General features: G+C 31.9%; 12 protein-coding genes. 10 read left to right on the forward strand and 2 right to left on the reverse strand.

The window, feature by feature from the left end:
- Window positions 1–18: 18 nt before the first annotated feature.
- The 10 genes from HMPREF9129_RS11440 to HMPREF9129_RS07105 all read left to right on the forward strand — a co-directional run bounded on the left by HMPREF9129_RS11440 (window position 19) and on the right by HMPREF9129_RS07105 (window position 6800).
- Window positions 19–96: a hypothetical protein gene (locus HMPREF9129_RS11440; RefSeq protein WP_257009223.1), complete on the forward strand. Its 78-nt coding sequence runs from the start codon at window positions 19–21 to the stop codon at window positions 94–96.
- An 80-nt stretch (window positions 97–176) separates the two neighbouring features.
- A complete protein-coding gene (locus HMPREF9129_RS07065) occupies window positions 177–704 on the forward strand; it encodes an RNA polymerase sigma factor (protein ID WP_004821953.1) in 528 nt (175 codons plus the stop codon).
- Window positions 694–1419 (forward strand): hypothetical protein, encoded by a 726-nt coding sequence (locus HMPREF9129_RS07070; protein WP_004821954.1) that lies wholly within the window; start codon window positions 694–696, stop codon window positions 1417–1419. Before HMPREF9129_RS07065 ends, HMPREF9129_RS07070 begins: the two co-directional genes overlap by 11 nt.
- An 88-nt stretch (window positions 1420–1507) precedes the next feature.
- The gene (locus HMPREF9129_RS07075; protein ID WP_004821956.1) at window positions 1508–1942 is read left to right on the forward strand and encodes a universal stress protein; all 435 of its coding nucleotides are present in this window, start codon (window positions 1508–1510) and stop codon (window positions 1940–1942) included.
- Between the two features lie 119 nt (window positions 1943–2061).
- Window positions 2062–4020, forward strand: coding sequence for a methionine--tRNA ligase (metG, locus tag HMPREF9129_RS07080; protein WP_004821959.1), 1959 nt, complete (start codon window positions 2062–2064; stop codon window positions 4018–4020).
- 5 nt (window positions 4021–4025) lie between these two features.
- A complete protein-coding gene (locus tag HMPREF9129_RS07085) occupies window positions 4026–4793 on the forward strand; it encodes a TatD family hydrolase (protein ID WP_040552828.1) in 768 nt (255 codons plus the stop codon).
- Window positions 4786–5334, forward strand: a complete 549-nt coding sequence (rnmV, locus tag HMPREF9129_RS07090) for a ribonuclease M5 (protein WP_040552785.1) — start codon at window positions 4786–4788, stop codon at window positions 5332–5334. The genes HMPREF9129_RS07085 and rnmV overlap by 8 nt, the downstream gene beginning before the upstream one ends.
- Before the next feature lie 6 nt (window positions 5335–5340).
- Window positions 5341–6183 (forward strand): 16S rRNA (adenine(1518)-N(6)/adenine(1519)-N(6))-dimethyltransferase RsmA, encoded by an 843-nt coding sequence (gene rsmA, locus HMPREF9129_RS07095; protein WP_004821965.1) that lies wholly within the window; start codon window positions 5341–5343, stop codon window positions 6181–6183.
- A 9-nt stretch (window positions 6184–6192) separates the two neighbouring features.
- A complete protein-coding gene (locus HMPREF9129_RS07100; protein ID WP_004821966.1) occupies window positions 6193–6516 on the forward strand; it encodes an ArsR/SmtB family transcription factor in 324 nt (107 codons plus the stop codon).
- 53 nt (window positions 6517–6569) lie between these two features.
- Entirely contained in the window at window positions 6570–6800 is a 231-nt protein-coding gene (locus HMPREF9129_RS07105) for a glutaredoxin family protein (RefSeq protein WP_040552788.1), read from the forward strand.
- Window positions 6801–6882: 82 nt separating this feature from the next.
- On the opposite strand, the gene lysA is transcribed toward HMPREF9129_RS07105, so the two are convergent.
- On the reverse strand, window positions 6883–8139 hold the full coding sequence (gene lysA, locus HMPREF9129_RS07110; protein ID WP_004821971.1) for a diaminopimelate decarboxylase: 1257 nt from the start codon (window positions 8137–8139) through the stop codon (window positions 6883–6885).
- A gap of 36 nt (window positions 8140–8175) precedes the next feature.
- The coding region (locus tag HMPREF9129_RS07115; RefSeq protein WP_004821974.1) for a polysaccharide deacetylase family protein at window positions 8176–9159 on the reverse strand (984 nt) is incomplete at its 5' end.

Raw genomic sequence — 9159 nt, forward strand, 5'->3', positions numbered from 1 at the left:
AAATCTATAATAAATAAAATAGATAAAGGAGCATTTGTTGCGGTTAGTGATACCTCGGACATTCAAGGTCATGGTTTTAGATATATAGAAATTTAGTGCCATATAAGTGGCACTTTTTTTGTAATATTTTCAATTTATTACGTATTCATTATTATAAGCTAATAAGGAGGAAATGAATGACGGATTCAGAAAGTTTTAAAAGTATAGATTCTGAACAATTATATGAAATATATTTTGATAGAATTTATAAATTTGTTTCTCATCGCATCTTACATAAAGAGGATGCGGAAGATTTGTCAGCAGAAGTGTTTATGCGGCTAAGTGAAAAGTTAAATAGTTATGATTCAACTAAAGGGACTTTGGATACTTGGGTGTTTAGGATAACTAGAAATATGATAACTGATTATTACAGAAAATCTAATGTTAAAGAAACATGTTCCATATATGATTTTGCAAATTTTATTAAGTTTGAAAAGCATGTTGAGGAAAATATAGAAAAGCAAGAAGAGTATGAATATTTAGAGAAGGCAGTTCGAAGTCTATCAGATAAAGAACAGGAAATTATTTCAATGAAGTTTGGGGCTGGACTTGGCAATAAAGAGATTTCAGAATTAATGGATATAGGATATTCAAATGTAACTGTTATATTACACAGAGCTATTAAGAAAATTAGAAAGAGACTGGAGGAATATTATGGAGAATGACAGTAGCAGACTGGATAAAGAAATAGATTATGATATTATAGATGAATTTGACCAAAAAGACTTAGAAATTATCACAGAAATTATTGGAATGTATAAACCGTCAGAAGAAACAAAGAAAAGAGTTAAGAAACTTATCAGAAAGAAAAAGTTAAAGAAGAAAACAGAAATATTCAAGTATATTTCCGCTGTAACGGTGATATTATTTTTAATGCCATTTACTCATACGGGAAAGAGTTTAGTTAAAATAATGAAGCATACTGGAGGTAATATAGAAAAAATAAAAGTTTTAATAAATAAGCAAAAAATAAAAAGACATGAATTTAATTTAATTGAAAGTAATATTCAATTACAGAGAAAAGAAAATATAGCTGAGATTAAAGAAGAATTAAATTTTGAGCCGGTGGTGTTAGGTAAAGAATATAAACATATTATGTCTGAAATGGATGAAAATGGGAAATCGAATTATTTATATTCTTTTTATAAGTTGGATGGGAAACCGGTTAGAATTTTCCAAAGATTATTGAATCAATATGAAGGAAGAGTGTATTATTCTGGGAAAATGGAAAAAAAAATAATAGATGGAGTGAATGTAAATTATATAGAAAATGTTGGATTTGAGTATGAAAAAGAAGGAGTAGTAATTGAAGTTGACTATGAAGGAGGCAGCTATAAAGAGTATGTTAGAATTTTTAGAGATTTGAAAAGACTTAAATGATGTTTTAAATGGCAAAGTTTAAGATTTAGATGTTGGGTTTTATTTTCTGCTAATGGGGTAAATCTAATAATAAAAAGGGGGAATCACAATGAAGATTTTAGTGCCTATAGACGGTTCAAAAATATCTAAAAAATCAGTTTATGTAGCAAAAGATATAGGTAAGAAGTATGATGCAGATCTGGTTGTACTTACAGTAATTCCGGAGACAAGCATATTTGAACAATACCCTACAAATTTCCCATATACTTTAGAAATAGAAAGAGCTAACACAGAAAGAGCAGAGTTAGTTTTATCAGATGTTGAAAATGAACTTTCTGACTATCCTAAGAAAATTGAAACTTTTTACACAAGTGGGAATCCCGCACAACAAATTACAAAGTTTGCAGAAGAACACGATATAGATTTAATAGTAATGGGGAACAGAGGATTAGGTGCTTTTTCAAGAACTGTGCTAGGCTCAGTTTCAAATAAAGTAATAAATAGTTCAAAAGTTTCAGTTTTGGTCGTAAAAGGAGACATATAAGAGGGAGCACATGCTCCCTCTTAAAATGCTCAAAAGTTGAAAATATAAGTGCTTTAGCATATAATTTATATATTATAAAAGACAGAAAAAGTCTTGTTTTTTGGAACAGGGGGACAAAAATGGAAAAGGGAAAATATTATTTAACAACGCCAATATACTATCCTTCAGATAATCTACACATAGGGCATACTTATTGTACAGTGGCGGCAGACAGCATAAAGAGATATAAAAAATTACAAGGATATGATGTGTTCTTTACAACAGGCACTGATGAGCACGGACAAAAAATTGAAGAAAAGGCTAGAGAAGTCGGACTTGAGCCTAAAGAATATGTGGACAATATAATTGTATCTATAAAAGCTCTTTGGGAAAAATTAGAGATAGAATATGATTCATTTATAAGATCGACGGATGAACAACACGAAAAGAACGTACAAAAGATATTTAAAGAACTATATGATAAGGGAGAAATCTACAAGTCTGAATATGAAGGATATTACTGTACACCATGTGAGTCATTTTGGACAGAATCTCAATTAGGAGAAGGGCACACTTGCCCTGACTGTGGTAGACCTACAAATGTTCAAAAAGAAGAATCATATTTCTTTAGATTGTCAAAATATAGAGATCGACTTTTAAAATATTATGAAGATCACCCTGATTTCATTGAACCTGAATCGAGAAAGAATGAGATGATAAAAAACTTCTTAGAAAATTTAGAAGATTTATCAGTTTCAAGGTCAACTTTTGATTGGGGAGTTAAAGTTCCATTTGATGAAAAGCACGTTGTGTATGTTTGGATAGATGCACTTTCTTGCTACTTATCTGCAATAGGATATGGAGCAGATGATGAAAAATTCAATTCTTTCTGGCCGGCAGATGTACACTTGGTAGGTAAAGAAATTACGAGATTCCACACTATAATTTGGCCGGCAATTTTAATGGCATTGGATTTACCACTTCCTAAAAAAGTTTTTGGTCATGGATGGATATTATTCGACAACGATAAGATGAGCAAATCTAAGGGGAATATAATCTATCCGGAACCAATTATAGACTTATATGGAATAGATGCTCTTAAATATTTCTTGCTTAGAGAATTTAGCTTTGGAGCAGACGGTTCATTTAATAGAGAAAAATTCATAAGAAGATTAAATTCAGACCTTGCAAATGACCTTGGCAACTTAGTATCTCGTACAATATCAATGATTGAAAAGTACAATGATGGATATATACCAGAAGCTATAGAATTTGAAAAAGTTGACGAAGACTTGAAAAAAGTAGCAACAGGAACTGCTGATAAAGTAGACGAAGCTATGGCACACTTCCAATTCTCAGTTGCGCTTGAAGAAATTTGGAACCTTATAAGACGTTCAAATAAATATGTAGATGAAACAACACCATGGATATTGGCAAAAGATGAAGACAAGAGAAAGAGACTTGATACAGTACTTTACAATTTAGCAGAATCGCTAAGAGTTGTGTCAGTATTGATTTCACCATTTCTTTCAAAAACTTCAATCTCAATCAGAAAATCGCTTAAAATTAAAGATGAGATTTCATGGGAAGATGCTAAGACTTGGGGACTTTGCGTTGCAGGTGAAAAAGTTAAGAATTTAGGAGTTCTTTTCCCAAGACTTGATGTTGAAAAAGAACTTGAAAGACTTAACACAGCAAACCAAGAGTTGATAGACCAAAGAGCGGCAGAGAAGAAAGCTTGGGCTGGAGAAGCTGAAGAAGTAGCAGGAAAGTCGGAAATCACTCTTGATGACTTTGATAAATTAGAAATCAAAGTAGCTTTAATAGAATCAGTAGAAGACCATCCAAATGCAGATAGACTTTATCTTTTGAATTTAAAATTAGGCGAAGAAAGAAGAGTTGTAGTTTCAAATATAAAGAGTAAATTCAGTAAGGAATATCTAACTGGAAAGAAAATACTTGTTATAACTAACTTAAAGCCACATAATTTCAGAGGAGTTTTTTCAGAAGGTATGATTTTAGCGGCTGAAGATGAAAAAGGAAATATATCTTTAGCTACTATACACGAAGATTTACCGGACGGGAGCGTGATTTGTTAATGGGAATTATAGATTCTCATGCACACTTAGACAGTGAAAGATTTGATTACGATAGAGATATCGTAATTTCAAATCTTGAAGAAAATGGAGTTGAAAGAGTTTATAACATAGGGGCAGATTTAGAATCTTCAATAGTCTCTGTTGAACTCGCATCAATATACGAAAATTTGAGAGCAGTTATTGGGGTGCATCCTCATTCTGCTGATGAATATAATGACGAAGTAGAAAATAAGCTAATAGAACTTGCCAAAAATGAAAATGTAAAGGCAATAGGTGAAATAGGATTAGATTATTACTATGACTATTCACCTAGAGATACTCAAAGAGAAGTGTTTATAAGACAGATTGAACTGGCTCATAAGTTGAACTTGCCGATAGTAATTCACACAAGAGATGCAGTGCAAGAAACTTTTGATATTATAAAAGCAGCTAAGGAAGAGCATCCCGATTTAAAATTTTTAATACATTGTTTTACACAGTCTGTTGAGATGATGAGAGAATATATAAAGTTGGGTTGCTATATAGCACTTGGGGGAGCTGTAACTTTTAAAAATTCTGTCCACCCTAAAGAAGTTGCAAAAGAAGTGCCTTTGGAAATGTTGGTCTTAGAAACTGACTCGCCTTATCTTGCACCAACACCTATGAGAGGCAAGAGGAACGAGCCGATGTTTATAAAACATACTGCAAAAGAAATAGCTAAGATAAGAGGAATGAAGGTTCAAGAAATTATAGATATAACTGCTGAAAATGCAAAGAGGTTTTACAATGATTAAAGAAGTGATAGTTGTAGAAGGCAGAGATGATATCACAGCTGTAAAAGGTGCATTGGAATGCGATGTAATTCAAACTCATGGATTTGGATACGGCAGAAGGCTCATAAATCAATTAAAGGATATTCAAAAGAAGAGGGGACTAATAGTTTTCACAGACCCTGACTATATGGGAAAGAAGATAAGAAATGACATATCTTCACAGGTTAAAGGTGTAAAACACGCATTTTTATCACAGTCGAAAGCCACCAAGAGAGATGATATAGGAATTGAAAATGCCAAAGCTGAAGATATAAGAACAGCGATAATGAATGCACGTCCTGATTTTGAAGAAAAGACGAATTTATTTAATGAGGCTATGTTGATGAGATATGGGTTGACTGGAAGAACTGATTCAAAAAGCAAGAGAGAAATTGTTGGAGATGTTTTAAAAATAGGACACGGTAATGCAAAACAAATGGTCAATAAACTCAATGGTTTTAAAATAACCATAGAAGAATTTGAAAACGCCATAAAATCAGCAGAAGAAATACTGAAAAAGTAGGTTTAAATGGAAAGACTTTATAAACCACATAGAGTGGTAGAAATATTAGATAGATATGGGTTTAAATTTTCTAAATCTTTAGGCCAAAATTTTTTGATAGATGGAAATATTGTCAGAAAAATTGTGGACGTAGCTGAAGTTGAGGGGAAGAATGTACTCGAAATAGGACCTGGACTTGGAACTCTTACAGAAGAATTGGCAATGAGAGCTAAAAAAGTTTTGGCTATAGAAATAGATAAAAAGCTAATTCCGGTTCATGAAGAAACTTTGAAATTAGATAATGTAAAAGTTATCTATGACGATTTTTTAAAATTGGATTTAAAAATATTAGAAGAAGAGTTCGAAGGTGAAAGTTTTGTAGTTGTTTCAAATTTACCTTACTATGTCACAACTCCTATTTTGACAAGAATTATAGAGCAGACAAGAGCTGAATCTATAACAGTAATGGTACAGAAAGAAGTTGCAAGAAGATTTTCAGCAAAGCCTTCAACAAAAGACTATGGTTCTCTATCAGTTTTTGTGCAATTTTATTCTGATGTAAAATATGAATTTGACGTACCAAGTACAGTGTTTATGCCAAGACCAAGAGTTGATTCTGGCGTAGTTAGATTTAAATTAAAAGATGATTTGGCAGTTGTAGATAGAGAAAAACTATTTAAAATTGTCAAGGCATCTTTTTCAAAGAGAAGAAAAACTATCATAAATTCTTTATCTACTTATGGATTTGATATATGTAAAGACATAATAGAAAATGTTTTAAAAATATCTAATATAGATTCTAAGAGAAGAGCAGAAACTTTGACACCGGAAGAATTTATAGTTTTAACTATAAATTTTCCCAAAATTTGAGGTGATAAAATGAGTATAGAACAAGAGATTAGAGAATTTTCAGAACATACTGAATTAATTGATAAAATTTCAATTATCTTTAAATCTATGGGGGATCCAACTCGAATAAAAATACTTTATGCACTGTCAAAAGGACCAATGAATGTTACTCAAATTTCAAACGTGCTTCAGATGAGCCAATCTTCGATATCTCATCAACTTGCAGTTTTGAGGAGCCATAATATAATAAGGGTTGAGAGAGTTGCAAGAAATGCTATATATTCATTAGATGATGAACATATACAGTGTATATTTAAAGATGGATTGGTACACGCAAAACATAGATTAGGTTGATTAATAAATAAAGATAAGGGTATAATTCAAAGAGATTAAGGGGGAATTAAAAAATGGAAAAGATTACAGTTTATACTTCAAATACATGTCCGTATTGCACAATGGCAAAGGATTATTTAAAAGAAAAAGGAATTGAATTTGAAGAAAAAAATGTTCAAAACGATGCACAGGCAAGAAGTGAATTAATGGAAAAGGGTTATTCAGGAGTTCCTGTAATAGTTGTAGGGACTGAAGAAATTGTAGGTTTTGATAAAGCCAGACTTGATACATTGATTGGGAAATAATTTAAAAGATTAAAGGCTCTGTAGATATACAGGGCCTCTTTTTATGATGTGTAATATTATAATGTACAAAGATAAATTATGATTAATCTACATCTCTACTTACTAAATCTCTGTAAGTTTCTCTTCTTACAACGAGTCTGTGAGTTCCATTTTCTGTAAACACTACGGCTGGTCTTGGAAGGGAATTGTAATTGCTTGACATACTATGGCCATAAGCACCTGTAGAAAGCACAAGAATTAAATCACCACGGTTTAGTTTTGGAAGCTCAATTTCTCTAATCAATATATCGCCTGATTCACAACACTTTCCAACAATTCTAACATCTTCATGAGTTTCTGATTTAGAATTTGTAAGAGCAGTATATTTTGCATTGTATAGTGCAGGTCTTACATTGTCTGTCATGCCGCCATCAACAGTAACATATTTTCTCATATCAGGTATTTCTTTAATATTTCCAACAGTGTAAAGGGTATAGCCAGAATCTCCTACAATACTTCTTCCAGGTTCAATGGTTATATGTGGACGTGTTGAATTTTGATATAGAGAGTCTATTTTTTTCATAACAGGTTCTAAAAAGTAAGAGTAGGGTTTTCTTATTTCATCAGTATAAGTTATCCCAAAACCACCACCAATATTTAAATCGTGTAGAGGAGAACCGATAATTTTTTCTGTTTTTTTGATCAATCCACTAACTGCATCAATTGCTTTTAAGTAAACTTCATTTTCAAAAAGTTGAGAACCTAAGTGGAAATGGTAGCCTAAGAATTTTATATTTTCATCTGAATTAGCAATCTTTACATATTCTAAAACATCAGTTAGATTAAAGCCGAATTTTGAATCTACATTTGCTGTTTGGATGTACTCATGAGTGTGTGCATCAACTCCCGGAGTAATTCTAAAAAGTACATTAACAGTTTTGTTTAGATTTTTTGCATGTTTTGAAATCATTGATAATTCATCGGCTCCATCTATTATAAATTTACCGACATTATTTTCTATTGCAAACGAAATTTCTTCTTCGAGTTTGTTATTACCGTTGAATTCAATTTTTTCAGGTGGGAAATCTGCATTAAGTGCGATTGCTATTTCTCCGCCACTGACAACATCTAAATTCAATCCTTCATCTTTAATAAATTTTGCCATTGCGGTTGTCAAAAATGCTTTTGCAGCATAAGCGACACTTGTATTTTTATATTTATTTAAGAAATCTTTTTTTATCTCGCCAATTCTATCTCTCATTCCATTTACTGAATATATATATAGTGGAGTTCCGTAAGTTTTCTTTAGCATTTCAATACTTATGCCATCTATTTCTATTGAATTTTTTATCTTTAACATTTTATTTCTCCTTTTAAAAAAGGAGGGTTATCCTCCTTATTTTAGTATTCCAAATTTATAGTTATGTTCTTTAAAATAATCTATTACATCTTGTAGTGAATCGACACTCAATTGTTTGTTTGTTGCATCGTGCATAAGTACAACAGCTACATCTGTGTGTAAATTTTGATTCAAAGTTTTATCTAAGGTATCAACTATACCTGAGTTTGTAGTAGGTCTTGTCTTTTTAGGTTCGGCATCTCCTGTCATACAATTCCAGTCAAGCCATTCTACATTCATTGCAGAGATTACACTGTCTGCTTCAGAGGTGTTTTGCCAAGACATATGACCGCCCGGGTATCTCCATGGGACACTGTGGAAATTATCTCCAAAAACTTTTTGGAGTCTTGCCAAAGTTAGTTGAGTTTCTTCTTTAATTTTTGCTGGGTCAGCAACTCTTTCAGGATATAAAATATCATAATTGTGGTAGAAAGAGTGAGTTCCTATTGCATTACCGTTATATATTGTCTTTCTTAATACAGGATAAGTTTTCTCTGTAATTCTACTTCCAACAACAAAGAACGTTCCGTGTACATTGTTTTTCTTTAAAGTAGCTAAAACTTGTGGTGTAATTGAAGTGTTAGGGCCATCATCAAAGGTTAAAAATACAAGTTTATCTTTCCCGGTGTATTTCTTTTCTCCTCTTATGTAGGCTCTAATTTCTGCTGTATTATATGCGTAACTATTTGCTTGTACCAAATGGTTTTCACCAGGCATAAGTTCTTTTTTCATAAATTCAAATTCATCATAAATAGCATTTAAGCTATCTTCAAAATTATTATAGTTTGGCATATGTGTTCTGACAGCGCCTATTGAGTCCCGATATGCTTTATCTAAAAACCAATTGAATGAAATTTCTTTAGAGGTATCTTTTTTGAAACTTCCAAGTATTGCTGAAAATATTTGTATTATTATAAAAAGTAGGATAAGCACACCTACGTAAAAAATCATTCGTCTGCGACGCATTTTTTTGGCGGCTTT

The sequence above is a fragment of the Peptoniphilus indolicus ATCC 29427 genome, from assembly GCF_000227315.1.
GTDB lineage: Bacteria > Bacillota > Clostridia > Tissierellales > Peptoniphilaceae > Peptoniphilus > Peptoniphilus indolicus.

What these genes read in the sequence shown, in the direction of transcription:
- HMPREF9129_RS07065 (WP_004821953.1), top strand. Translation starts at nt 177, where the DNA reads ATGACGGATTCAGAAAGTTTTAAAAGTATAGATTCTGAACAATTATAT.
- HMPREF9129_RS07070 (WP_004821954.1), top strand. Translation starts at nt 694, where the DNA reads ATGGAGAATGACAGTAGCAGACTGGATAAAGAAATAGATTATGATATT.
- HMPREF9129_RS07075 (WP_004821956.1), top strand. Translation starts at nt 1,508, where the DNA reads ATGAAGATTTTAGTGCCTATAGACGGTTCAAAAATATCTAAAAAATCA.
- metG (WP_004821959.1), top strand. Translation starts at nt 2,062, where the DNA reads ATGGAAAAGGGAAAATATTATTTAACAACGCCAATATACTATCCTTCA.
- rnmV (WP_040552785.1), top strand. Translation starts at nt 4,786, where the DNA reads ATGATTAAAGAAGTGATAGTTGTAGAAGGCAGAGATGATATCACAGCT.
- rsmA (WP_004821965.1), top strand. Translation starts at nt 5,341, where the DNA reads ATGGAAAGACTTTATAAACCACATAGAGTGGTAGAAATATTAGATAGA.
- HMPREF9129_RS07100 (WP_004821966.1), top strand. Translation starts at nt 6,193, where the DNA reads ATGAGTATAGAACAAGAGATTAGAGAATTTTCAGAACATACTGAATTA.
- HMPREF9129_RS07105 (WP_040552788.1), top strand. Translation starts at nt 6,570, where the DNA reads ATGGAAAAGATTACAGTTTATACTTCAAATACATGTCCGTATTGCACA.
- lysA (WP_004821971.1), bottom strand. Translation starts at nt 8,139, where the DNA reads ATGTTAAAGATAAAAAATTCAATAGAAATAGATGGCATAAGTATTGAA.